This window comes from Paenibacillus sp. 1011MAR3C5 (assembly GCF_003591485.1).
Taxonomy (GTDB): Bacteria; Bacillota; Bacilli; order Paenibacillales; family Paenibacillaceae; genus Pristimantibacillus.
In genome coordinates this window covers 385,685-408,345 of the sequence record NZ_QZCF01000003.1, presented here as the reverse complement: position 1 = coordinate 408,345, position 22,661 = coordinate 385,685, and the positions used below count along the sequence as shown (strand labels likewise).

General features: G+C 47.3%; 34 protein-coding genes. 1 reads left to right on the top strand and 33 read right to left on the bottom strand.

What is annotated here, in order from left to right; all coding sequences use genetic code 11:
• Positions 1-3: 3 nt before the first annotated feature.
• The 18 genes from D3P07_RS11600 to D3P07_RS11510 all read right to left on the bottom strand — a co-directional run bounded on the left by D3P07_RS11600 (position 4) and on the right by D3P07_RS11510 (position 15,150).
• Entirely contained in the window at positions 4-510 is a 507-nt protein-coding gene (locus D3P07_RS11600) for a stalk domain-containing protein (RefSeq protein ID WP_119800385.1), read from the bottom strand.
• A gap of 48 nt (positions 511-558) precedes the next feature.
• Entirely contained in the window at positions 559-2,382 is a 1,824-nt protein-coding gene (locus D3P07_RS11595) for a hypothetical protein (protein WP_119800384.1), read from the bottom strand.
• A gap of 1 nt (position 2,383) precedes the next feature.
• Positions 2,384-2,743 carry a DUF6711 family protein gene (locus D3P07_RS11590; RefSeq protein WP_119800383.1) on the bottom strand — a complete coding sequence of 120 codons (360 nt, stop codon included), beginning with the start codon at positions 2,741-2,743 and terminating at the stop codon, positions 2,384-2,386.
• Positions 2,744-2,757: 14 nt separating this feature from the next.
• Complete coding sequence (locus D3P07_RS27010; protein ID WP_182914279.1) at positions 2,758-5,364, bottom strand: phage tail tape measure protein; 2,607 nt, start codon at positions 5,362-5,364, stop codon at positions 2,758-2,760.
• A gap of 1 nt (position 5,365) precedes the next feature.
• Positions 5,366-5,620, bottom strand: coding sequence for a hypothetical protein (locus D3P07_RS11575; RefSeq protein ID WP_119800380.1), 255 nt, complete (start codon positions 5,618-5,620; stop codon positions 5,366-5,368).
• A 44-nt stretch (positions 5,621-5,664) separates the two neighbouring features.
• Complete coding sequence (locus tag D3P07_RS11570) at positions 5,665-6,030, bottom strand: hypothetical protein (protein ID WP_119800379.1); 366 nt, start codon at positions 6,028-6,030, stop codon at positions 5,665-5,667.
• Between the two features lie 70 nt (positions 6,031-6,100).
• Complete coding sequence (locus D3P07_RS11565) at positions 6,101-6,814, bottom strand: phage tail tube protein (RefSeq protein ID WP_119800378.1); 714 nt, start codon at positions 6,812-6,814, stop codon at positions 6,101-6,103.
• A gap of 15 nt (positions 6,815-6,829) precedes the next feature.
• Positions 6,830-7,219 (bottom strand): DUF3168 domain-containing protein, encoded by a 390-nt coding sequence (locus D3P07_RS11560; RefSeq protein WP_119800377.1) that lies wholly within the window; start codon positions 7,217-7,219, stop codon positions 6,830-6,832.
• Between the two features lie 4 nt (positions 7,220-7,223).
• Positions 7,224-7,676 carry an HK97 gp10 family phage protein gene (locus D3P07_RS11555; protein WP_119800376.1) on the bottom strand — a complete coding sequence of 151 codons (453 nt, stop codon included), beginning with the start codon at positions 7,674-7,676 and terminating at the stop codon, positions 7,224-7,226.
• Entirely contained in the window at positions 7,676-8,026 is a 351-nt protein-coding gene (locus tag D3P07_RS11550; RefSeq protein ID WP_119800375.1) for a phage head closure protein, read from the bottom strand. Before D3P07_RS11550 ends, D3P07_RS11555 begins: the two co-directional genes overlap by 1 nt.
• Positions 8,023-8,580: a head-tail connector protein gene (locus D3P07_RS11545; protein WP_119800374.1), complete on the bottom strand. Its 558-nt coding sequence runs from the start codon at positions 8,578-8,580 to the stop codon at positions 8,023-8,025. The genes D3P07_RS11550 and D3P07_RS11545 overlap by 4 nt, the downstream gene beginning before the upstream one ends.
• A gap of 186 nt (positions 8,581-8,766) precedes the next feature.
• Complete coding sequence (locus tag D3P07_RS11540) at positions 8,767-10,146, bottom strand: phage major capsid protein (protein WP_259391454.1); 1,380 nt, start codon at positions 10,144-10,146, stop codon at positions 8,767-8,769.
• Positions 10,147-10,851, bottom strand: coding sequence for a head maturation protease, ClpP-related (locus D3P07_RS11535; RefSeq protein ID WP_259391453.1), 705 nt, complete (start codon positions 10,849-10,851; stop codon positions 10,147-10,149).
• Positions 10,820-12,085 carry a phage portal protein gene (locus tag D3P07_RS11530; RefSeq protein ID WP_259391452.1) on the bottom strand — a complete coding sequence of 422 codons (1,266 nt, stop codon included), beginning with the start codon at positions 12,083-12,085 and terminating at the stop codon, positions 10,820-10,822. The genes D3P07_RS11535 and D3P07_RS11530 overlap by 32 nt, the downstream gene beginning before the upstream one ends.
• A 16-nt stretch (positions 12,086-12,101) precedes the next feature.
• Positions 12,102-13,655: a terminase large subunit gene (locus tag D3P07_RS11525; protein WP_119800371.1), complete on the bottom strand. Its 1,554-nt coding sequence runs from the start codon at positions 13,653-13,655 to the stop codon at positions 12,102-12,104.
• Positions 13,645-14,250, bottom strand: coding sequence for a terminase (locus D3P07_RS11520; RefSeq protein WP_119800370.1), 606 nt, complete (start codon positions 14,248-14,250; stop codon positions 13,645-13,647). Before D3P07_RS11520 ends, D3P07_RS11525 begins: the two co-directional genes overlap by 11 nt.
• Before the next feature lie 245 nt (positions 14,251-14,495).
• Positions 14,496-14,864, bottom strand: a complete 369-nt coding sequence (locus D3P07_RS11515; protein WP_259391451.1) for an HNH endonuclease — start codon at positions 14,862-14,864, stop codon at positions 14,496-14,498.
• Positions 14,854-15,150, bottom strand: a complete 297-nt coding sequence (locus tag D3P07_RS11510; RefSeq protein ID WP_119800369.1) for a hypothetical protein — start codon at positions 15,148-15,150, stop codon at positions 14,854-14,856. Before D3P07_RS11510 ends, D3P07_RS11515 begins: the two co-directional genes overlap by 11 nt.
• Before the next feature lie 250 nt (positions 15,151-15,400).
• Here D3P07_RS11510 and D3P07_RS11505 point away from each other — a divergent pair, with 250 nt between their 5' ends.
• A complete protein-coding gene (locus D3P07_RS11505; RefSeq protein WP_119800368.1) occupies positions 15,401-15,790 on the top strand; it encodes a hypothetical protein in 390 nt (129 codons plus the stop codon).
• A gap of 102 nt (positions 15,791-15,892) precedes the next feature.
• On the opposite strand, the gene D3P07_RS11500 is transcribed toward D3P07_RS11505, so the two are convergent.
• The 15 genes from D3P07_RS11500 to D3P07_RS27540 form a co-directional block, all read right to left on the bottom strand.
• Positions 15,893-16,321 (bottom strand): transcriptional regulator, encoded by a 429-nt coding sequence (locus D3P07_RS11500; protein ID WP_119800367.1) that lies wholly within the window; start codon positions 16,319-16,321, stop codon positions 15,893-15,895.
• A gap of 123 nt (positions 16,322-16,444) precedes the next feature.
• Complete coding sequence (locus tag D3P07_RS11495; protein WP_119800366.1) at positions 16,445-16,795, bottom strand: hypothetical protein; 351 nt, start codon at positions 16,793-16,795, stop codon at positions 16,445-16,447.
• Positions 16,796-17,337: 542 nt separating this feature from the next.
• On the bottom strand, positions 17,338-17,736 hold the full coding sequence (locus D3P07_RS11485) for a hypothetical protein (RefSeq protein ID WP_119800364.1): 399 nt from the start codon (positions 17,734-17,736) through the stop codon (positions 17,338-17,340).
• A 105-nt stretch (positions 17,737-17,841) separates the two neighbouring features.
• Positions 17,842-18,075 carry a hypothetical protein gene (locus D3P07_RS11480; RefSeq protein ID WP_119800363.1) on the bottom strand — a complete coding sequence of 78 codons (234 nt, stop codon included), beginning with the start codon at positions 18,073-18,075 and terminating at the stop codon, positions 17,842-17,844.
• Positions 18,072-18,341: an ASCH/PUA domain-containing protein gene (locus D3P07_RS11475; RefSeq protein WP_119800362.1), complete on the bottom strand. Its 270-nt coding sequence runs from the start codon at positions 18,339-18,341 to the stop codon at positions 18,072-18,074. The genes D3P07_RS11480 and D3P07_RS11475 overlap by 4 nt, the downstream gene beginning before the upstream one ends.
• The gene (locus tag D3P07_RS11470; protein WP_119800361.1) at positions 18,338-18,745 is read right to left on the bottom strand and encodes a YopX family protein; all 408 of its coding nucleotides are present in this window, start codon (positions 18,743-18,745) and stop codon (positions 18,338-18,340) included. Before D3P07_RS11470 ends, D3P07_RS11475 begins: the two co-directional genes overlap by 4 nt.
• The gene (locus tag D3P07_RS11465) at positions 18,742-19,056 is read right to left on the bottom strand and encodes a flagellar FlbD family protein (protein WP_119800360.1); all 315 of its coding nucleotides are present in this window, start codon (positions 19,054-19,056) and stop codon (positions 18,742-18,744) included. Before D3P07_RS11465 ends, D3P07_RS11470 begins: the two co-directional genes overlap by 4 nt.
• 186 nt (positions 19,057-19,242) lie before the next feature.
• On the bottom strand, positions 19,243-19,449 hold the full coding sequence (locus D3P07_RS11455) for a hypothetical protein (RefSeq protein ID WP_119800358.1): 207 nt from the start codon (positions 19,447-19,449) through the stop codon (positions 19,243-19,245).
• On the bottom strand, positions 19,436-19,960 hold the full coding sequence (locus tag D3P07_RS11450) for a hypothetical protein (protein WP_119800357.1): 525 nt from the start codon (positions 19,958-19,960) through the stop codon (positions 19,436-19,438). The genes D3P07_RS11455 and D3P07_RS11450 overlap by 14 nt, the downstream gene beginning before the upstream one ends.
• Before the next feature lie 15 nt (positions 19,961-19,975).
• The gene (locus D3P07_RS11445; protein WP_119800356.1) at positions 19,976-20,719 is read right to left on the bottom strand and encodes a DNA-methyltransferase; all 744 of its coding nucleotides are present in this window, start codon (positions 20,717-20,719) and stop codon (positions 19,976-19,978) included.
• A gap of 57 nt (positions 20,720-20,776) precedes the next feature.
• Positions 20,777-21,307: an HNH endonuclease gene (locus tag D3P07_RS11440; protein ID WP_119800355.1), complete on the bottom strand. Its 531-nt coding sequence runs from the start codon at positions 21,305-21,307 to the stop codon at positions 20,777-20,779.
• A gap of 135 nt (positions 21,308-21,442) precedes the next feature.
• Complete coding sequence (locus D3P07_RS11435; RefSeq protein ID WP_119800354.1) at positions 21,443-21,769, bottom strand: hypothetical protein; 327 nt, start codon at positions 21,767-21,769, stop codon at positions 21,443-21,445.
• Positions 21,770-21,771: 2 nt separating this feature from the next.
• The gene (locus D3P07_RS11430) at positions 21,772-22,299 is read right to left on the bottom strand and encodes a RuvC family protein (protein ID WP_119800353.1); all 528 of its coding nucleotides are present in this window, start codon (positions 22,297-22,299) and stop codon (positions 21,772-21,774) included.
• Positions 22,257-22,544, bottom strand: coding sequence for a hypothetical protein (locus tag D3P07_RS11425; RefSeq protein WP_119800352.1), 288 nt, complete (start codon positions 22,542-22,544; stop codon positions 22,257-22,259). The genes D3P07_RS11430 and D3P07_RS11425 overlap by 43 nt, the downstream gene beginning before the upstream one ends.
• Positions 22,531-22,653 (bottom strand): hypothetical protein, encoded by a 123-nt coding sequence (locus D3P07_RS27540; RefSeq protein ID WP_259391450.1) that lies wholly within the window; start codon positions 22,651-22,653, stop codon positions 22,531-22,533. The genes D3P07_RS11425 and D3P07_RS27540 overlap by 14 nt, the downstream gene beginning before the upstream one ends.
• Positions 22,654-22,661 lie beyond the last annotated feature (8 nt).

The following is a 22,661-nucleotide window of genomic DNA, read 5'->3' as shown; positions in this document are numbered from 1 at the left end:
ATTTTATTTTGCTAGTTCAGGGTACTGCTTGAGAAGGTCGGCAATTTTTTGTTCTGTTTTTGCTAGTGCCTCTTCGGTTATCCGAATAGCTTCTGCGTTAATTTCCTTTTGTCTTTCAGTCATATTGGCGCCTTCTTTTGCTATGTGTTCGTGTATTTTTTCCAGATTAGCTTCATCCGTAGCTCGGTTTTTCTCGAGTCTAGCCAACTCTCCGGCAGGATCAGCCACAGGATTACTCTCATGGTTGGCTACAGGAGTATCCAGCATAATCACCCCATCTTTGAAGTCCACTTCCTTACCCAGCATCTCAGACACTTCGCGTACCGGAAGATAAGAAGAACCGTTGTAGGCAAGCGGCGCATTATTCAATTCTACTTTCTTACCGTCCACCTCTACCGAATAGTCTGTTCTAACAGTAGCAGTAATTTTTTCAATAGCAGTCTGAGCCATAACTGTACCGGCAGTAGCGAATATAACGCCAGCAATAAATCCTATAATGATCTTCTTCACGATATCACCTCATAATAGCTTTTCTACTATTATAGGTTATTTGTCGAATTATGCCAATATACCCATGCTACTTAATAATGCAATCAGTTGATTAAGCCTTACAACTGCATCATCAGGGTCAGTCGCAGCAGGCACGCCATAAGAGCCCAACACCATAGCGCCGCCGCCAACCTGTACGCTTTCGCCCAATTGGAGATTATTTACGGTATAGGTGACGTTACTATCGGGACCAAATATCAAGAAGCCGCTGCTGATTTGCGCTAACCAAGTCTCCTTACCATTGAACCCGAATCGGATCATTGGAGCACCCAGGTTATCGAGGTTAGACTCTATTTTTACGTATTTGTTCGCATCTCCATAAGCGGCAATCAAATTATTTGTGTTGGACAGCTCGACAAACGGATATGTCCCAAGTCCCGTTGCAATATACGCACCGTAGATGCCGCCGCCATTGATTGTGCTGCCGTTTATTTCAGAAGCACTTATTGTGCCACTGAACGTCCCGTCAACGCCCTCCAAAGTACCGGAAAATATAAACTTCTTATTTGGGATGTCAAACCACAGAGCTCGTTCTCCATCAGCCCAGAATGAGAGCTCGTCGGAGTTAAAGATACCCTTACCGGATCCGCCTTCTGTCTCAACAACAAAGCCTTCTTCGCGAGACGTTCGGGTGCCGTAATAGTTTCGGCCAAGCTTTACGGCTTCTTTATTGATTTGATTAACTTTTTTGGTTAATTGTCCCTCCACAACAAATTCTGATTGTTGAGGTGACTTGCTCGGTGCATCAAGTAGCATTTTAAAACCACCATGATAACCAAGCCGAATGGAAAATAGAATCGAACCATACTGGACCATACCATTCCAAGGAATATTCGTGTCTTGCCATGGGGTAATGGTCTGCCTCCATGATGTCCCTTCATATACCTCATAACCGATCCAATCCCCTGCATCGAGTGGAGGATATCCTCGGGCATCCATTTCTAGCGGTTGGTATTTGAAACCGCCTAAAGTGGTCTCCAGATCGTCTACTATCTCTTGCGTCATAAACGGGTTGTAGTAATATAAAGTCCGATCCTCATCACCAGACCCAGCCTCATACACTAGATCTTGTTCGTCATCATAGGTAACGACAAATCGCGTATACTCCTTGATTGGGTTGGTATGAGCTGCTCTCATATATTGCGCATCAGCCAGGTCTAAAACAGGTTTGAAAACTGATGTGAATTGGGCGAACTGGATTTTCCCATCCTTGCCAGTCCGTACGCTCGCAGAGTTAGCGCCAGCAATATAACCCATTACCTCATTGCACGTCATGCCTACGGGCTTAAATGGAACCATATAGGATGGGTTAATCTGCACCGTACTATCATAGGTGTAGTTGAGATGTGTGCAGATTTCATCCCATACGTCTTGCATTTTCGCTGGATAGGTCAGGTTCGACACATATGGCTGTTCTGTCCAGATTAATTTGCAATAGCATTCAAATTCCCAAACGTCATTAACCTTTTGACGCTTATTGATATAATACTCGCCTAACGGCAACCATTCTCCGGCCCCGCCGCCCCATGCTATGTCCGCTTTATCCCAAGGGATAATTGCTTGTTCCCAAGTCATGACGGAACTGTCAAATGCGGTGTAAGGGATGATACGGGCGTTGTTCGGAACCGCCCCGTTAAGCCTCATGCGCAGGGTTAACCGGGATCGAAACACCGTCCCGATCTCAAATTCGTCTGAAGCGAGAAGGTTTGTTTCAATCAACATATCCACGATCTCGTTCATTCCATAATCTGTCCCGCCCACATCGACCTTGACTAAAAACTCCCGGTCAGGTCTCAGGAGCAGCATTCTATATAATTCAGAAGTTGGATACATATCATTGCTCCGTCAACGTTATTTGTATTTGCCCCCACCAGATACCGTCATCTCGACTAATCGCAACTGGTGCAGGACGATCCCCCACATAAAACGTTTTCGTCTCATACTCGCCTGTCATCACATCAGGGTAGTAAACTTGGAAGAAACTGTCCTTCATCTGCTTGAGCAGCGCTGATGCTGTCTTCCATGGCAACGGGTTAAACGTCATGTCAATTTGCCTTTTTACGGCAACTCTATCCCGGTTAAATGTTCCATTAGCTGTCCGGACTGTCGCGTCTGCGTCGTCCAGGTCAAGGACTGTGACACTAAATTGATATGGCTTGGCGGCGATGATCTGTCCATTTATCTTTAGATCCATGCTCCCCCTCCTCGTTACGTCGGTATCGGGGCTCTGCCCGATCTCGCTTGCTCGCCGCGCATGGCCTCGGTTATCATCCTGGTCAATGTAGTTTGGGACATTGTTACGGTCATATTGCCGCCTTTTTCGGTTGCCCGCAAAATCTTGGTGAGCAAGTTCTCAACACTCCTCATATCCGATGTAGGCATTTCACCGCCTGCTGCTGGGTTGTACTTCTTCGGCACAACAGCCTCACCTTCATGAAGGAATGCCAAACCATCATCCGCGACATAGTTTGTACCTACCGCCAGTTTCGGTATCTTTGGAATGTTGATGCCGAAATTCTTGCCGCCCATTGATCCAGGTACCCAATCCGGTATGTCAAAGCTGATCTTATTAAGACCGCCTATCATGGCATTGATACCGTCGATGATGAGGTTCAGCGGGAACTTGACTATGGACCAGAGCGAGTCAAATACACCCTTGAATATCTGTTTGACGCCTTCCCAAGCCTTTTTCCAGTCGCCCGTAAAAACGCCGGTTATAAATTTCATGAGGCCTACAAATATATCCTTAACTCCGCCAATAATACCTCCGATGCTTTTGAACGCATTTGTGAATACAGAGACCAAAACGTCACCGACAAAACTCACAAGTGGTTTAAGCACGTTTTTCCAGAGGAACGTAAAAATAGCTACAAGCCCTTCGATAATCGGCATCAATATAGCCGCAATAAAAGCACCGAGCGGAACTAGGACGTTTTTCCAGAGCCACGAGAGCACCGCCGCTACGGCCTCGACAGCAGGGCCTAACATCTCAGCTAAAGCCTTACCAAGAGGGACCAATACTTCTTTCCAAAACGACTTTGCGATCTTAGCTACTTTATCAAAAGCAATTGCTAAGGCTTCACCGATAACTTTACCAATCGGGACAAGCACTTCTTTCCATAACCACTTCAAGAAATCTCCAAAAGGGACTAGGACATTTTTCCAGAGCCACATTGCAGCTACAACGACGGCGTCCCAGGCTTTCGGCATGACGTCCATCAACCAAGCGCCAAACGGGACGAATACGTTATCCCAAAGCCATTTTAAGAAGTTACCTAGCGGGACGAGAGCTCTTTCCCAAACGTCTATAGCGGCGTTTTTAACAGCCTCCCAAGCAATTGGCATAACCTCAAGCAACCAATTTCCAAAGGGGACCATGACGTTCTCCCAGAACCCTTTTATGGCAGTCTTAATTGATTCCCATGCATTAATCATAGCTTCGCGAAAACCATCATTTGTTCGCCAAAGGTAAACGATACCTGCTGCAAGTGCGCTGATCGCCGTTATGAGTAGTCCCACTGGAGTGAGCCGGAACGCGGTAAGGATAATTGCACCGAAACGCTTAATCCCTTCTATAATGGCTCCCCATTTCGCGACGCCAAATGCTAGGGCTAAAGCAACAGCCACGCCAGCAAGTGCAGCGATGATGATATCAGAGTGTTTCTTGATAAAGTCCGAAACGCTTCCATAAGCCTTTTTTACCTTTGCAGCCATCTCTTGGGCTTTGGTCGCTACACCATCCAAGGCTTGCGAAACATCATTTAATGCCCCGGTGTCTGCCGCTGCCACGCCTCCCACACCAGACGCTCCTGACTTATCATCTGAGCCGCCTGATTTGCCACCAACTAAGTTGACTTGATCGAATCCCGCAACCGATCCTTTTGCCTGTTTGCCGGCTTTCTCGTAGGCATCACCCATTTCAGATACAGCAGATGTTTGACCTCCTAAAGCGTTGGTCTGTTGCGACGTTACCGACTTAGTGCCAAACAGTGCTTGCACAAACGATGCTAACCAACGCGTCGCAGTCGCAAGTGCTTGGGCCATTTGCGTTAAGGCTGGCAGTATAGCATTGTAGATAGGCAAAAACGCCTGTCCAAGGTATAGACGGGCGTCTTTAAGGTGGGCGTTAAATATGGCCTGCTTAGTTGCTGTGTTCTGAGCCAATTCATTACCGTATTTACTTGCAGCTTGCTCCATGATAGCGAAGTAACGAATAGTCTGCTGAGTATTAAAATCAAGCTGCTGCCAACTCTTTCCGTTCGCAAACTGTCTAAAAGCGTTCGTGGATTCGATAAGCGCAACGTTAACGTTAATACCCAGATCCTCAATAGCTTCGGTGTTTCCTAATAGACCGGATCTAATCCGCTCCATGACGTCTTCCATCGTTCTCCCTGTCGAGCTCGCGACGACCGCAGAAGCCTTAAGCAAGTCTTGCGTCCGATTCATCGTCTCTTCGGTCCCTCTACTAAATCCACTTAATAGGTTGGCATATACTGCACCGTACTTGATTGCCTCCGATTGGGCCATACCAAAAGCTTTGCCTTGGGTCAACGCCCAATTGGTGAATACTCCAGCACTTTCGCCCATTAAGCGATTAATCTGCCCAATTGCTGCCTCAAATTCCATCGCATCTTTGATGGCTGATTTCAAGCCCATACCGACACCTAAACCGGCTAAGGCAGTACCAACTGCTGCCATGGTACGGTTCACTTTCTTACCAAAATCCTGAACCGTTTTTTGTGCGGACGCCATCTGCTTTCGCATAGATGAAAAATCCGCGCCAGCTCGTATTAATAGGTTGCGTACTACCGCCATGTTATCCCTCCTTTCCGATCAATTGACCCTTGTTACCTGCGTTTAACCTCATGGCTACAGCAAGCATTTCTTCTGGTGTCTGGTTTTGTTTTGTCTTAGGCGCTTCATTCTTTTTCAGTAGGCTCTCAAGCCTTGGCATTTTTTCGGCACGATATAATGCGGCTGTCAGATATGCAATCGCTGTTTTCTCTTGATGCTCATGTTCCGCTTTTTCGCTATACACTGCCGCCTGCAGCATTAATTCACGAGGCGTCATTTCGTTATACTCAGCAGTCGATATGCCTAATGAGTAGGCTAGTTTTAGCGACTTTTCCCAGGTGAAGCCTTCGTCTTGGGCTGCTTCCCCACTGGTTCGTTTCCCTCAACCATCTCTCCAAAAGCTGATTCCAAGGCATGATTCATTTTTTCAATCAGTTCGGCAAACGATGGCGCCTGATCGAGCAAGTCTTCCATCTGCTCGAGCGTTAACGTCTCATTATTATCTCTCGCATCGGACAAGAGACCGCAGTACAGATACTTCTCCAAGTCCTCTAAATCGAGATCTTCCGTGGATAAGTTCTCAATATCCTTACCAGTCATCGCCAAAAGGCGTTTTATCGCTTTGTGACCGTAGCGCAACTCCCTTGGACGGTCCAACTCAATCATGACAACGTCGTTTTTGCTCATATCTTAATTCCTCCGATTAATTAAATTGCCCGAATAGTTTAAATAGCCCGAGGTTTCCCCCGGGCCTGTATTAAGTCCGAACTGCGATGATTTCGTAGGCGACTTGTGTCTTGCCCTCTTGCTGAGCAACGATGGTTAGCCGTTTACTTTGCCCTGTTGCCAACGCAATGGCATTCGATGCTGTCCCGCTGGTCAGTGCTTGTACAAATACACCATCCACAAACAGTTTAAGCGCATGACTTGCAGCTGTTGCCGTTGCTGTTATGGTGGCGGCTGTTACCCCTGCAAACGTGTAAAAGTTTTTGTCAGCTGCAAACGCAGGGGCCAATGCACCGCCTGCACCGCTCAAAGACAAGGCGGTAAGGCCAGTACTTGGGGTCATATTGAGAGAAGGTTTACCGCTGACACGTATTGTCGCTTCGAACTCCAACGCGCCCTCTAACTCGGCAGTCACATTGTAATTCGTAATAATTCCCTCAAAACTCCAAGACGCCCCTAGGCGAGCGGGGTAAATAATCTGAAACTGCTGTACATCTCCAGTCTCTAGGGCAGCATACATGGCCGCTTGTCCAACATTGGTTGGCACAAAAAAACCGGAAACACTAACCTCTCCGGCATCTTTAAAACCACCAATAAATTCACGGTACTCATCTTCACTGTCCAATGTCGTAACATCAATTTCTTCTCTCGTTACACTTGGAGACGAAATTGAGCTTAGGTCTGAGATAAAATTCAAACCCATTTGCAACTTCGTACCAATCGCTCTGTGAGCTGCTTTTGTCAATGCGGTCAACCTCCCTTAAAAATAAAAAATCGTATCCATTTGACATCGATACAAATCCGGTGCTTGTTCATATATTTCAACAGGCGTCTCATAGTTAACGCTCTGAATAAAGAGTTTTGCTACCCCAATTTCTCGCTGCTCCATGCCTTCCAGCAATTCGACCACTTGCTCCGTTAATAACGTCATTGTGTCGTAGTCAGCAGCGACAACGTTTAATTCAACCCTCACCATTTGCGTACCGTGGTAGCCTTCATTAAGCGTTTTAGCCTTGAGACCAGTACCACCGAGGTAGATTAAATAAGGAACCCTTGTTTTTCGTACCGCCTCAGGCGCGTTGAGTGGATAGATACGGCGTTCCAACCCTGCTATAGACTCAAGTTCATGAACCAATTCTGATCTAAACACTCAATCACCCTCTCGCCTTTAACAGTTTGTCTACAAGTTTCCCTGCCTTTTCGAGCGTTTTCTGCTCAATTTCTCGAACATTCTCGTCGATAGATCTACGCAAATAGCGGTATCCTGGAATATAACGACCGTCATCCGTCATAAAGCCGTACTCTTGACTTGCCGGGTAATATGATCGTTTCCCATCCTTCGATACACTGACGTAAAGGTGTGTTTTGGCTGGGTCCATCATGATGTCATAAACCGCTTTACCAGCTTTTACGCGACGCTCTCGCTTCATAATCAAGCCACTTTTCAAATTACCCGATTCAACAGGAGCGTTTCGTTTCGCGGCCTTAAACGCTACGTTCGCGCCAGCTCGAGCCGATTGTGTGGCAATTGTTTGGGGAGCCTTGCCAAGTTTCTTGAAATCGCGCTCCAGTTCTTTCTGACCGATAATTTGCGTATTTCGCGCCACTACTGACGCTCCTTGGACATCAATTGCAACTCTACGTTGTTAAAGTTAGGACGGATGATGTGCAGGACTTCAAACAGCGTAGTTCCATATTTGACAACCATAGTGCGATCAATCCCTTCGCGATAGCGGATTCGAATACGTGTCGTCACTTCGGCATGCTCAGCAAAAGCTGCAAAGAACTCTCTGCCCCGCAATGGCTCAATAGCTGCCCATACCGTAGCAACATCTTCATATACGATGATTGTCGATCCACTATCTGCACGAGATTCTACAGGGCGCTGTATGGTGACTCGTTTATTCAAACGATTGACAAGAGTGTCATTTTTCTTACCGCAATCATAACAACTCATATCGGTATCACCCTATCTAAATTAAGCAAGTTATATACCGCTGGAGGCGGGTCACACATACCATTCTCAAACCAATGGACCGTTAATATGATGATGGCTTGCTTTATTCGTTGTGGCACCTCAGCAATGCTTGCCCATCCCGCAACATACCTAACTATAATCCCGTTAGCAACTGGCAATTTACTTGAAGGCCATGACTTTGATATAAGCCGGGGCACAAAAGAGTAATCATCAATGGTGTACTTGTCGGGATTAACCGTAATTAAATTACCATTATCCGAATAAATGAGCGAAACAAAGGATTGCAGCGGTGGACGTGGTAACTGGATAGTATTATTACAAGGCCACTTGTCAAGGGCGACTTCTATCGTTTGTGTCAAGTAAGCGCGGTTTTGATAACCTTCGCACCATTCCCGCGCAGCCGTAATCAGATCAGATATTTGATTTGTTAACTCCGGCGTAATCATGTCATCATCGTACCTAAGTTGTGTGTAGACTTGTTCGTTTGTTACTGGTTCGGCGTCCGGTGGTATGATTTGTTTCAGTTTCAGCATGATTCACCGCCTCCCCAATAACGCGTATCTTCCGTAGGACTTCGAGTTCCACGTCATTTGCCTGTACAATATCGCCCGGCTTCATGCGAAAGCCTGTCCGGCGATCAATGAATTCGGATGTTACTTTGTATTGCAATTTATTTCCCCCTTCCAGGGAGAGCGGCCGTTAGGCCGCCCAAGTAATCGTTACGGTCCAGCGGGAACGTCGAGAATAACGTAAGGCGACACTATCACACCGTTTTCAAGTGTAAGCGGAGCAGGCGACCATGGTTTGCCATCGACATTCCAGAAACATTTGATGACCGTTTTGTTCGAACGGAATAAAACGTGCTCAGAAGCTGCCACGAACGGACCAGAACCATCCTTGATCAGGTATTGGTTAAAGTCAATCAATGACAGATCGCCTCTCGATCCCGAAGCAGGAACTTTGTCTGTGAAGTGAATCGGGATTCCCAATAGGGTTGCAGGAATACCTTTACTTGCATCGCCAGAACCGAAAATGATTTTCCCGTCGTCGTCTCTGATGGACGCGATTTGCGGGAGCATGTATTGGTTTGCGATGAAAATCGGCTGCGCATTCGCAGACATCAGCAGGCGTGCCAACATCGTCAAAACATCAAGATACGTGACAGTTCCTGAAGTTGCCCGGTTTACAGAGATTGCGCCCGTATTGGCTGCCGTCAATACTCCAGTCGGTTTTCCAACTCCATTACCAGTGAGGAAAGCGATCTCCTCAGCAGTATTCATTGCTTGGCGTAGCAGGCTGGTGATAAATGCCGAACCAGCCGACCAGTTACGCAGTAATTTATCTGTGGCTACCGTCGTGGCTGCCACTTCTTGCGGAGTCAGTGTTACCTCAAACAACTTCGCGTCCGTTTCTGGTTTGTCGGCACCCTCTGCGATCCACGTTACCGTAATCCCGCCGAGAGAACCGTCGGCGCCCTGACTGAAAGCAGGAATTGTAATAGCAGCGTCTGGCGGATCACCAGCAGGCAATACTTGTGCACGCGAACGAACGATATTGTTGGAATAATTCAACTGCAGAAGTCGGGAGGTATCCTGTTGAACCGGAACCGCAAACCCACCGTCTTCACCGGTTCCCATCTGCCATTCATTTCGGAACTGCGGGCGCATGCTCGCAACGAATGCATCGGGCACTTTGTACCCGCCGCCTTGATTTTGGTTGACGGGCAATTCTGACAGTCGGCCACGCGTGTCTCCGAATCGAACGGCATTAATCATTTCACCAAGGTTTGTAAAACCGCCATCGTCCATCTTCTTTTGTTGCACCGGCATGCCGCCAAGCGCAGAAGCAGATGGCCGATATGGCTGCCCCGTTGGTTTCCCGAGTTCGTTTTCACGAGAAGCAATTTTGCTTTTCCGACCTTCTGCTTCCTCTGCCGCTTGGATCTGCGCTGTGAGCTGTTCATACTCGGAATCCAGCGCATTGAATTGCGCCTCTTCCTCCGGTGTTAATTCTCTTTTTTCGGTTTCTGCTTTATCGAGCAAAGCTTTCATGCCTGTGTGTTTGGCCGCTCTGGCCTGCATCATTTCTGCGATTGTCAATTAGACCATCTCCTTTTTAAGTGCGAGTTTTTTGGCATAAAAAGAGACAGACCGTGAAGCTGTCTGCCTTTGTGGTGCCGATTTATTTTTAAGCTCATTTCGGAGTTTTGCTATAACTTCCGGCGGGAGCAGTCCGCTAATAGATGCTGCAAGACGGCGTCCTTCATCGAAAAGGATTTCATCGACGAATCCTTTCTCTTTCGCCTCTTGTGCAGTGAGCCAGGTTTCTTTATTCATCATGCTGAGCAGTTCCGGCTCTGGAATCCCGCTTTTTAACGCATATGCGTTCGCAATGGACTTATTCCATCCTTTGAGTGTGTCAGAAGTATGTGAGTGATCACGATAATCACCGCCCGAATACGAGCTCACATTATGAATCATGATTTGAGCTGTGGGGGAAATTAGCACCTTATTGCCTGCCATTGCGATTACTGACGCAGCGCTCGCCGCTAAACCCACTATTTTCACAGTGACATCCCCGCTGTACGACTTCAAAGATGTATAAATCTCTGAACCTGCGAAAACGTCGCCACCCGGCGAATTGATTAGTACCTCAAGCGGCTCGCCGTTAGCTGTTGCCATGGCATCAGAAACACTTTTCGGGCTGGAGTGTTCCATCTCGAACCAATCATAAATCCAAGCATCATCGTTTGAGACGATAACGCCTTTAATCTCAATCTGCGGCACCTGTACCACCTCCTCCATTTGGTTTAGCCCCTGCTGCGACTTCAACCGAAATCATATTTCCGTTAACGAGCAGCGATTCCGCACCCACATCGTCTCGCGGGTTCATATCCTCAATCTCAAGCCAATCGTTTGTACTGATTACGCCGTTTTGGCGTTGAATTGCAAGTCCTTCCTGACGGCTCTTATAATCACCCCGAAGTAAACCAGCAACGTTGAATTTGATATACAATCCGCTACGCCTCTCTGATGGTGTAAGTAGCCGCCATGATATCGCCTTTTCCCATGCCACGATATACGGCATGAGTGAGTACGTTACAAAATCGATGGACTGATGCTCGATGTTGGAAAACGTGCTCCTCGACAAGTCAGCGATCATATGTGGAGGAACGCGGAAAAGCCCGGCTATCTCGCTGCGGGTGAATTGTCTGCCCTCGATAAACTGTGCATCTTTGAGAGGCATTGGTATCCGGTTGAATTTCAGACCTTCCTCCAGCACCAACGGGCGCCAACTATTTGCTAGTCCGCTTCCACGCTCCTCAAAATCATCACGGAGCCGATCAAATGCTTTGTCGCTCATAGCCTTGTCAGTCTCAAGCACACTCCCGACATTCATTCCCTGACCAAAGAAACGAGCATTAAATTGTTCGGCCGCTATGCCAGTTCCAATCGCTTCGGCAGCCATTCTAACGGGACTGTATCCCTGTATGCCGTCAAATCCCATACCTGGAACATGGAACACCTCAGTAGCCGGGAACCTCTCGAACTTACCGCGATCATTTATGTTGTAATAAATCCGGTAATCTGATAAATCACGCTCCGGCGTGCAATCCGTCCAAGGTACAGGGTACAAGTCAATGACATCGCCACGGCCGTTACGTGAAATGACAGAATAGCAGTTCCCTGCAAGCGCCATACTTGCGATCTGCTGTTCACGCCAAGAGACCGTTGTCATATCGGTATTCGGCGCAGTATATAACAAATCGAATAACGGATGATCTCTTACCTTATCAGATCCACGCCCGTTAGCTCGTTCTTGATGAACTGTTATTGGCAATGATGCGATCGCTTCGGCTAATACGCGGACGCATGAATAAACGGAAATAAACCGCATTGCCGACGACTCATCTACTTCAACACCGGCATGTGAGCTACCGCCTCGGTAGCGGACGCGTACCTCTTTATCAAAATCGTCCATATTGTACTCGCCAGCAAGGGCCTTGAACGCCGTCTTTATCCTGGTTGATAGCTTCAATTTTTCTCTCACCTCCCTACAAGCGACGCAGGCCGCGAGTTTCATAAATGGAAACATCGACGTTTTCATAAATCATTGCCGTAGCCATCGCGTTTATCAACGCTACTGTCAAGTCAATACGCTCAATCGAACGGTTCTTCATGGGTTTTATATTCTCATTGCCATCTACTGCGACGATCGTATTCCCCCAACACCAGCGGGCGACCGGATTAACTTCATGCGTCATATGGCCCGACTTCATCAGCCTCTCGATCGTCTTCATCGCAGGCGACATCTGTGCCATGTTCTGCGCAATCTCAATGGCATTCACGCCCTCGCGCATCAGTCGCTGTGTCAACATCCTGCTGTTCCATGGGTCAGTTCCGAGTGCTGCAACTTTGTACTGACGGCTTGCCGCAAGCAGCCGAGCTTCAACAAAGTCATAATCGACGACATTCCCCGGCGTCGCATGGATGAACCTTTCGTTAACCCAACGATCATAAGGTACGTGGTCCCGGGCTACCCGCTCGCGCATGCTGTCTTCTGGAATCCAGGCGTCATGTATAAAGCGCCAGTCAGTCAGCCCCTCTTGCGGCGGGAAAAGGTAGACGGCACCGGTAATGTCCGTCGTGCTGGATAAGTCGAGACCGGGATAACACTTCTTGCCGATGAGATCCGCCGCAGTCCATTTACCTACAGTTTGATCCCACAGAGTAAGTGGCTGCCATCCGATCCGCTTTAGTGCGACCCATTGGTTGAGTCGCAGCCAACGAAAAAGGCGCTCAGATGCTTCGCTATTGCGAGCAGCCAGCGCCTCTTGCCTGACGGATTCTATGCTAATCGTGTGACCCAGTGACGGATTAGCTTCGAACCAAACTTTCTCGTCGTAGATATCCGCGTCTTCCGGGGCTCCGAAAATCTTAACGTACCAATAGGGGTCAATCTGCTCACCGGAAAGGATCTTTGAAGCTTTCTCATGAATCTCCCATCCGATCGAATTCCGGTCCGGATCGTCGCCGGCCGTCGTGATAACCCACCAGAGTGGCTCCTTCCGTGCAGCTCCGGCGCCGAATGTCATAACGTCCCAGAGATCGCGCTTCGGCTGTGCGTGGAGTTCGTCGAAGATGACCACCGTCGGGTTGATTCCGTGCTTCGTAAACGCTTCGGCCGACAGAACCTTCATGACCGTACCGGTGAGTTTGTTCTTGATTTCCTTGCGGCTATCCGTGACTTTTAGGATCGCCTCAAGTTCCGGCTCTTGCTCGATCATCGCGCAGGCGGCCATATAAACCAACTTTGCCTGTTCGCGGTCGGCGGCGCAGCAGTAAATCTGTCCGCCAGGTCCGTCGCAGGTCAAGTGGTAGAGGGCGACTGCCGCAATTAGACTTGTCTTACCGTTCTTTTTCGGAACCTCAAGGTACGCGTAACGGTATTGCCTGTAGTTGTCGGCATTTACTGTTCCGTATACATCCCAAAGTATCTCGTATTGCCATTGGAGAAGCACGAATGGCTGACCGTAAAAGTCGTCGACGGCATGGAGCATTTGAATAAACTCGATCGGCTCAAGCGCGCGCTGCTTATCATGTGCCATGGCCACCAGCCCGTTTGTTCATGAACGCTCCCATCGCCGACTGCTTTGCTTCCTTCTTCGCAGGCTTTGGCACGTTCTTGATCTTGGCGAGCGGATTGAGAAATAACCGGTCCTGCAGTTTTAGCAGCATGTCCATCTTCTTGTTGATCGCTGTCTCGATTTTAAGGATGCCGTCTATCGATGCGAGTTGAGCAATGTTAGACATCGACTTCATGACGTAATCGTCTTGCTCCATGATGTAATCGTAAAGATTGTCCGTATCCTGTGCGATGTTGTCCACCCGCTGGTACGCTTCGAGCAGACGATTGTATTCGCTATACGTTTTGCAGTAAAGTCCCAACGCTCCGACGTCGGAACTGGTAAGTAATTCAACGTTCTGCTCGGCAGCTACTTTGTACTCTTTGATCAACTCGTTCCAAAGCTTCGCGGCCGTCTTGTCCTTCGCCACGAATGGTGGCTTTTTCAGTTTTGCCAGGTCCTGGACACCGAGCTTCAATTCATTTTGTTGTCGCGCCTCGATTTCTTGTTTGGTCAAATGGCTCGGATTGCCCTGCGCGAGATGCAATCCGATTGGTTTGGCTCGTCTGCCTGCCATCAGGGCTCACCTCCGAAAATTTCATTTCCCGAAAAAAGTTTGCGCAAATGGGAGGCGCGGTCTTTGGTTCGGCAACTCCGAGGGATTCGACTACCCCCTCCCCCCTGTCTATCCTCCCATCAGAAACACGATTCCTCGAGCATAGGCATATATCCACCCCACAACAAATGCAATTGCTATCGGCCAATGCCACCAAGGTGTACACTCTTTCTCTTCATTGCCGCACATAGAAGGTTTATCACAACTCATCTCCCGAACCCTCCGTCCTCTTTAGCTGTCTTCCTGTCGTGGCATCTCTTCGCCATCGGTTGATGATTCTTTGGATCCCAGAACAGCCGCTTGTCTCCCTTGTGCGGGATGATATGGTCCGTGACCTCGGACGGCTTCGGGACCAGCAGCTTCGCGCAATCAGCACAAGCACATAACGGATTAGCTCTCAGGAAGCGCCGACTGTACCGCTGCCACTTGCTATCATACCCGCGTTGATAAGCTGATCCGCGTGCTCGTTCATAAGCCAATGCCTCACTCTTGACGTGCGCCTCGCAATACTTCTCTGTCGCGAGCTCCTTGCACCCCGGCTTACCGCATGGTCTTTTCGGTTTACTAGGCATCATCTAACACCAACCTATCCTTATGTCTTGCCGCCCAACCCAGTGCTGCAGGTATGTCAAAGTTCGTACGACCATAACAGGTTATCAGCCTTACTCCTGTATCGGTGTACTCAGCTACCCACCAAACGCCGCCGATATGAATGAATTGTTCCTCTCGTCGATAGTCTCTCTGCTGAATCTGCGAGTCGACCAATTTCTCCAGTTCTTCTCGCTGCATTTCTTCGACTCGGATGCAATACTGCTCTAATGCATGGTTCGTAATAGAAATCGTTAATTCATAAAGTCTCATGTCTCCTCTCTCCATTCAGTTAACATAGTCGATTCCACCTTTCGACTCCGGGCAGACGCCTACCCTATCTCCGAAGAGACCCCGGCCCAACAAACAGAAAAAGTCGCCATACAGCGACTCCATCCAATTCAGGCGTTCTCATAATTTTAATCAATATATAGTGATAATTTATAATCAAAACACTATATATTGAGGTTTTAATGTGGTATCATTTACCTGTAATTAATTATAAAATCTAGGGGGTTAAACTATGTTTCCTTACCGTAGAAACGGAGTAAAACAACTTGATCATGATATGATGATCTCAAGAATTGCAACGGGACTTAAGGCCGGCGGGTTTATTGTTGTCGCAGACCACATTAAATGGCAGGATGGCGTTCCACCATTAATTAATGGACACAAGCCGGATATTGTTTACATAGAAAGAGACGGCAGTCCAATAATCATTGAGGTTGAAACACTTGATAGTTGCACAAACTCTCATACTATCAATCAATTGAGAGCTTTTAACAAACAAGGCGAAACATACGTATTTATTCCAACAGAAAAACAGTCGATATTTCCGAAAAGAACCCACCTTGAGAGAATTATTGCTGCCAACAGGTTGAGTAATGTCAAAGTACTTACTTTTGCTGCTTAACAAAAACAGAGAAGCTACCAAGCGCTGGCGGCTTCTCTTTGTTTTCTCCGACACTATCAATATATCATGATTTGACAGGCCAAAAGTCGCATTGGAGTCGCATCAACGCCAACCCACCTTATAGGCGATCGCACTAATGATCTCATCCCGCCATCTTATTGCCGTCGCTCTGTGCGCTGGGATCTCCTTCGCAATCCCTTCCCATGTCAACGTTTGCGGCCTTGTCCAATATCTCAGCGTCACTAACCTTTGCTTATCCTTCGGCAACGCCTCGTATACTGCCTCTATCGCATCAGTGATGTTCTGAAGCTGTTCCAGCTTCTTATGACTTGTCAGCAGCACCGCCGTCCTCGCCGTTGGGTCGCTCACGCCGCTGCCCCGGCCTCCTCCGACATTCTCGTCTTCATTCGTTCTGCCGTAAAGTATTTCATTCTTTAACCGTACAATCTCTTTGCGGGTATCGTGATAGGCGTAAAGCTCGCTTTCGACGTGCTGGAACGTCCCTCGGCGCAGTTTAAGTTGATTGGTCATTAGGTTTTCGCCCCTTTCGTTGTGGCAAGATCCCTGTAATCATTCTCGTTATGGATTCTAAAGTGATTAGAGCAAAAATGATTATGATTGTCGTTAAGTATGGATGTTCGAGCGCCCACGTCTTCATTTCCCGTTCACCCCTAACTCCTTAAGGGTATCTTGAACGATTCCGTTAATCTTGGTGACACAAGCATCTTCGTGACTGGACTCGTCCGCTACTTCCCGCAACCCCTCTATGGCTTTATCCCTCTCTCCCTGGAGGAGGTCTATTTCCTCTAGCAAATTAACTGCTACTTCTTTTTTAACAATAACCGCGCTTGTCCGTTCGACATGGTTGCGTATCTCCTCTAATCGTTTATCCCGCGCATATGCATGATCGCAACTCTTAACGGATCCGAACGATCGCACTTCTCCCATGCCTCCACATTCGGGGCATCCGTCCGCTAGTTTATCCCTTTGGTTATCCCTGTCCATCCCCGTCACCCCATTCCGCGCATTCGCTGCAAACTAATCGATGATTCCCGCAGTCTGCACAAGGTTTGATATGTTTCGATTGCCCCTCGCATCCCATGTGATAGGGCGTGGATGATCCGTCAGACTCAGCACGAGTCAATTGAGCATGATCCAGTGGAACGCTATGGTTACATACTCCGCATGTTTGGTTGTCCATGTTCTTCCTCCCTCACCGACCTGTATGATTTACATACAGCACTATTTTTTGAACGCCTTTGATGAAATGCCAAACCTCAGCAACTTTATATCGCTTTGTCTCATTTCTTTTGACCACGACGATGTATTCGCCAGCTCGAGGAATAGTATCAACCTCAATCGTATCGATATGCAGTTCTTGGTTCTCGTCGTTTAGGCGAAGCTCGCATTTGTATGTCATAGCCCTAACACCGCCAATACCTTATCCCTAGTCATCTAATACCCTCCTTCGGCCGCCGCTGGCGCTAAGCATATTCGGTCGTTCCGATGCCCTGACGGCCTGATTCGTTATTTCGTCTAACTGTTCATTAACACTCAGTCACTGGAGCGCATTTCTTAGGTTTGATATTGTACTCAATGGTAATGACTCTTTCATATTCAATTTCAGAACTACAAGAGCCGCATTGGGTTTCTCCTTCATCGGAAAGCTCCCAAGCATCGTGGTTCACTGCTCCACAATAAGGGCAAGTAAAATCACTACTGTAATCAATTTCTTCCCCTTCTTCATTGAGTTCTACAGGTTCTACTCCTAAAATTTCTTTTTCCCTGTTATACATACAATGGCGATAACTTTTTCCATCTACGATGATAAAACCGCCGAAATCCAAATCCCTATACATCTCGATTGCTGCCAAAACTTTCACCAATTCCATCTCTTCGCACTTGTTATTCATTGATAATTTGGAATCATAAAGTCGAACTTCCATCGTTCTCACTCCTTCGCTATATGGATCTACTGCGGCTCTGCCGCCATCAAATCGACTGAATTATCCCAGCGTCAGCGGGGGCCGTATAGGTAGGTTTGTATGCTGTCATACCGATACCCCTTTATAGAAATATGGTTCTCTCTTCTTGGTTGGCGGTGAATAACGCCATGTTGCGAGCTTACCCCGGAAAACAACGTGATTTACTGAGGAGCAACCCATATGATCGCAGTTGTGAGTTTCGTCTTCATCGTCCAACTCGCCAACTATAACAATCTCGTTTGTTGATGGATTAAAATATACATCTTGGCTGATATGATTAAATCCTTTTGGAGTTGTCATTTGTCCGATACCTCCTTACTAGGCCATGGAGCAATTCCCATTACAACGTAACCTTCCTTTACAAACTCCGGCGTATCAAGGATATAAGTCACGCGTTTGCAAACTCCTGATCCCGTCCACTCATCCTTTTCTGGGTCCCACTCCAACAGAACAAGCATGTCTCCAACTTGGAAGTTACGGTCGTTGCGCCTCACTTCAAACGTTTTGGTTCCGTCCCACACGGCTTGAAAGTATTGCGGCCATGTCTTCAATTCGTGCTTATTCATTTGTCCGATACCTCCAGTAAGTGAGGATGGTCCCAACGATTGCCGATGACTTCACATTCATCTGAGATGTACTGAGCATCGTCATACATTGGAGTACCGTCTGCACAAAAAGCTCCATCTTCGAATGTCACCAGTTCATTGTGATACCTTGTCTCCGTATTTTCAGGAGTTTCATATAGGTCAGGAACTTTTAGAATATCCCCATCAAAAACGGGTTTCCCGTACTTATCTGGCACTCCCGAATCTTGCCTTACTGTATCGGGATCGACATCATGGGAGTTCGCATAAATCTGTGCATAGCTTGTTGCGATGATGTGCCTAACAATTCCCATATGTTCGTATCGAATGTACCAGCCCTCAACCCACTCACCGTTATCAATCCGCTTTCCTTGGTATGGTCTCATTGGGATTCCTCCAGTCCAGCCAGCTTGCCAAGTATAATTCTTTCATCAAGAGGCTGTTTATACGGATTCTTCCCGTCCTGTGAATGGTAGATATAAGCAGCTACACTCGAAGCCTTATATCGTTCCATAGCCAACTTATACTCCAATACATTTCGGGCTACTTCTTCGGGGGATTCCTGTATATTTGCATAATTCTCTTTACCGAACGAAACAATCGTTACAGCCTCGTCATCTGGATTAAGAGAAACAAATTTTATTTGCTCTGGTGATGCATAGACAATAGGACCATCAATCCTCGTCAGTTTAATCATTGTTCTGTTTCCTCCTTTACCCCAACATACTTGCCGAACACTTTCTCTTCGCACTCAGTCGAACATAATGGCGGTTCAAGGGGTTTACCCATGCACCCACATTCTCGGCCATCGCAGCACATTTGCGGCTCGTAATCGTAAACCTGAGCGTCACAGACGATGCATTTTGTGTTGTAGATGTGTTGCTTATTTATCATCTTGGACATCCCCTTCCTCTACCCAGCCTTGCTCAGTCCATAGTGCCGGACATGACTTACGGTGATATTCCGGCACCGGCTGTCCAGGTGTCCTACGAATGTAGTCGCCTTTATAGGTCCTGTCATAATGCTCGCATCCCTTTTGCGTATAAACCCATTGTTTACCGTTTGATGCGTGGGCTTTATTCTTGGACATCCGTAGATACCTCCTTGTGGGATAGCGCCCTGATCCTTTCAATTGCCAGCAACACCATTTCTGTCTGTTCCCACGATGGTTCATAATCTGGAACTTCATCAGCCGGATAACAATTTTCAATTTCGGTTCGCACAAGCTCTAAATAATCTGGGTTAATCGTCCATCCGCCTTGTTTTTGGGGCTGCCGAGGAAACTCAATCCGACACAACCGCTCAATCTCCCTATCCTTGTCGGCTATCTCCCTCTGCTGCTGCTCCAACATTTCGATAGACTGCTGGAGCCATGTGGGAGAGTTTGAGATTAGGTGTACATTAGCTTTCATATTCTCGTACTCAATTTCTTCGCCTGATTCAGAGTCATGATCATACATTTGGCAAATCCAACTACACTCCTTATCAAAGCCCACTCTAACGGCGTCTTCAGTATCTACCCATGGACCCGGTGTAGCCGATGACAACGCCTCTTTCATCGTCTTGATATGTTGCTGTATGAGGTTACTTTCGTTATTCATCCTTCTTCTCTCCCCTCAAATATTGAGTATCAATTGCCTATTCTCAATTCGATTGACCGACTTCTCATGTATCTCCCGGTCCTTTTCGATTGCAATAAAGTTACGATTCGTATTTGCCGAAGCTAGAGGAATCGACGCTGAACCTGAGCAGTTGTCAAGCACCGTGTCCCCTTCGTTAGTGTAAGTTTTGACCATGTACTCGCAGAGCGGAACCGGCTTTTGGTTGACGTGTATTCTGTCCGGGTCATCGTTATTGACTGCTGGGAAGTAAAGAACGCTACGGGGCTGCCTGACGGTTGAACCAGCGTCATTGGACCAGGGAACACCATCCCCGTAAGCAGTCGACTTATGATTGTTTGTAGCAGCGTTCATAGGCTTATGCCCTGTTGTGATTTGCGGGTTATATATAGGCGGTCGCTTGTAGAAGACAAGTAAATATTCGTGCGCCTGCAATGGCATATGATTCGCATTAAGATGGCCGGTTGCTTTGTTTTTCTCCCATACCCAGTCATAACGATAGAGTTTTGGATTGCTAGCCCAAAGCATTTTATCGAAAGGAGCTTTGGCAAAAAGGACTATAGCGCCATTTGGTTTGATTAGCCTCTCATATTGCTGCCACAGGTGGTCGAAAGGAATGATTACATCCCATTCGCTGCGTGTTGTGCCGTATGGGAGATCACAAAATATCATGTCGATTGATTCAGAAGCGATTTCCGGCATGACCTGCAGACAGTCTCCATTGATGATCTGATTTAACATATCTATCTTTGTATCTCTCCCCTCTGATTTAGACCCAGACCCTATACGGCCCCCAAATTAAAACGCAGCATTTGAAAAAGGCATGTATATTTTTCTTGCGTCAATGGCTGCTTTTTCTGCTTCTTTCAGATCACTGTAATACCCAATTGTTTTCTTCTTTTTGTTTATTTTTATTTGCACTTGCCACTTTTTAGAGGCATTATGCCAATGCACACCCCTTATACCAGAAGAACTATTTCTTTGAGCTCCTAATCGGTTTTGTTGATTTTCGCCATTTGTGACTATTCTTAGGTTTGAATCGACGTTATCTAAAACGTCATGATTTATGTGATCGACATACATCTCTTTTGGCGAGTTTGTTATCCATCTGTGAAGCGAAATCGTTTTTTGTTTACTTTTTCCAATAGTTATTTGACCGTTAACATAAAACGCTTTAGTATCATTGTTCCAGTTCACATACCAACTACCAGGAAACTCTTTTGCTCTTTCCAATTTGGTTGTACTAATAAGCGTTTCATGTCTTCCGTACTTTGGACTATCTATGAAAATAGCTGTCACATCTCCACGAATCTCATATTTATTTTTCAATCGTTAAACCTCCTATCTCCCTTTCTGGCCTTTGCCCTAGTAGTTATGCTGACTCTTCTAATCTCTTATTCCGAAACAAGAATGTATGTTCTATTCATAGCGCGCAGAGTCCCGCCAACCAGACTGACTATCTGGTTATCTCACTCTTGCCGCCTTACGCCAGAGCGATTTGTAATGGTACATCGTACTTCGTTGTAGCCCATATTTCTCGGCTATTTCAGCATCATCAAGGCCAGCCGCCACCTCTATGTCATATAAAGGTTTTGTTAACTGTACCTTGCCTTCCATCCGTCGTTTGATTGACCTCTGCTGCCGAGCTCTCAATTTCTCAGCGTCTTCTCTCGATCGTTCGATGGCGGTTTTCACCATTTTAATTTCGTGGGGATCGCCAAGATCCTGACCGAGTTTGTACGCTGCAACTTGATCGGGTGTTAAACGCCATACTTTCATCGGAAATGCCATCGCTACGCCCTCCTTACAACTGGCACGGACCAGTCTATTCCGCTCTTCAACTTCTCCAGCGCCTCATTCTGGAATGCCGCGCGTTCGTCTGGACATACAATGCCTCGAGCGATCTGAGCCAGCACATAGGCATCTCTGACGTTGTCAGATGGGTGTTCAAAGTTCCACCGCTTGTAAATGTGTACCGCGAGCTCGTCTTTCTTCGTGTTCCCCTTGCCGGATGCATACTTTTTGAGTGTTCCGGGTGATACATCCATATAGCGCACGCCTGCGCTGTATAATCCAGTTCGTATGCCCCACCCAAGTCCATATTGGATGCTCACAGCGCTGCCTTTGGCACCATAGGCAAACCCTTCGATTGCCACGATATCATTTGGCTGGACTTCCGAGAGAGTGTCCTCGATTATCTCCAGCATGCGCCCTGGGTCCTTTCCTTTCGCCGTAATCTCCATGCTATCAATCAGGTTCCCGTCCCTATCCAAGATTGCTACGCCTGTTTTTGTGCTTGGGTCAATGCCGATAAACCGCATCCTGATTTCACCTTCCGTTCGCGTTGTATTTTTTGTTCTTCCGTCCGTGCCACTTGCTCCCATACTTCCGCAAAAAATTGTTGCAAGATAGGTTTAATATCCTTGTCCGTCATCCTCAAAGCTTGTAATTCATTCCGCATGGATCGGGCCATCCTGTCCATAGCAGTCAAATGCTCTTTAAATAACCATTCGTAGCTTTCGAGGACTTCTTGTGTCGTTTCGTAGTAATATCTATTCCCCGCCATATCGCCGATCCTCCAATTCCACCGCTGCAGCGTAACGAGTGTCATGGGATTGCTGCTCGTCCATTATGAGATCCGCTAGTTGATCCTCAGTCATGTCATTCAAGTCCATGCTGCACC